Origin of the sequence: Corynebacterium lipophiloflavum DSM 44291 (assembly GCF_000159635.1) — a bacterium.
Classification (GTDB): Bacteria; Actinomycetota; Actinomycetes; order Mycobacteriales; family Mycobacteriaceae; genus Corynebacterium; species Corynebacterium lipophiloflavum.
In genome coordinates this window covers 1-218 of the sequence record NZ_GG667261.1, presented here as the reverse complement: position 1 = coordinate 218, position 218 = coordinate 1, and the positions used below count along the sequence as shown (strand labels likewise).

The 218-nt window shown below is 58.3% G+C and carries 1 pseudogene; it reads left to right on the top strand.

From position 1 onward, the window contains the following. Positions 1–92 precede the first annotated feature (92 nt). A pseudogene (locus tag HMPREF0298_RS12355) lies at positions 93–218 on the top strand (IS256 family transposase); the annotation flags it as partial.

Genomic DNA, 218 nt, shown 5'->3' with positions numbered 1-218 from the left:
GTAACTGCCGGTGAGGACCCCATGGAAGATGTGGGCGACCACCGCAGTACCTTTCGAATCCGTAACCACACTTCCTCGAAAGGAACACCACGATGACCGCTGGCCCCCATTCTATTGACCCGACTACCTACCTCGACGAACTACTGGCCCAAGCCTCCCCGGACCTGATGCGCGAGATGCTCCAAGGGTTCATCAACCAGATCCTGTCAACCCAGGCC